This is a genomic window from Rugosimonospora acidiphila (assembly GCF_039543385.1).
GTDB classification, from domain to species: domain Bacteria; phylum Actinomycetota; class Actinomycetes; order Mycobacteriales; family Micromonosporaceae; genus Rugosimonospora; species Rugosimonospora acidiphila.
Genome location: NZ_BAABJQ010000106.1, coordinates 1 through 707, shown reverse-complemented (window position 1 = coordinate 707; position 707 = coordinate 1). Strand labels below are relative to the sequence as shown.

Genomic DNA, 707 nt, shown 5'->3' with positions numbered 1-707 from the left:
GACGACCCGGATGCGACGTTCGTCGTCGCGTTCACGGTGTACTTCTGGAACCGCCCACAGACCATGGCGGTAGCGGCGCGGATCAAGGCGGCGCGGCCTCATGCGGTGATCGTGGTCGGTGGCAACGACGTCACCAATCAGCAGGACGCCGTGTTCGAGGAGGCGCCCGCTGTCGACGTCCTCGTCCACGGCGAGGGGGAGCTCCGGTTCGTCGAGGTGTGTCGCAACATCCTGCAGGGTTGCGATCCGATCGAGGGCGTGCGCGGCGTCAGCGCGGTGCGCAACGGCAGCGTCGTCACGACACCGGCCGCCGACCGCATCAAGGATCTCGAGTCGATCCCGTCTCCGCTGCTGAATTCGGTTTATGAGGATGCGGATCTGGCCGGTACCCGGATGATCATCTATGAGACCAACCGTGGGTGCCCCTACAGTTGCGCGTTCTGCTTTTGGGGCGGTGCCACGAACACGAAGGTGCGGCAGTTCAGTATCGAGCGGATCGCCGCTGAGCTTGAACGCATCGTGCGGGTCGCGGCGCCGAACTCGCACATCTTCGTGGCGGACGCGAACTTCGGGATCCTGAGCCGGGACATTGAGATCGTTCAGATCTTCGTCGACCTGTGCGCCAAGTACGACAAGCGCATTGTGTTCATGACCAACTGGGCCAAGAACAGCAACTCCAAAGTGGTCGAGATCGCCGAGATCCTGCA

The 707-nt window shown here is 62.9% G+C and carries 1 protein-coding gene; it reads left to right on the top strand.

The features are described 5' to 3' along the window. On the top strand, window positions 1-707 hold a 707-nt coding region (locus ABEA87_RS42235; RefSeq protein WP_345639435.1), incomplete at both ends, for a cobalamin-dependent protein.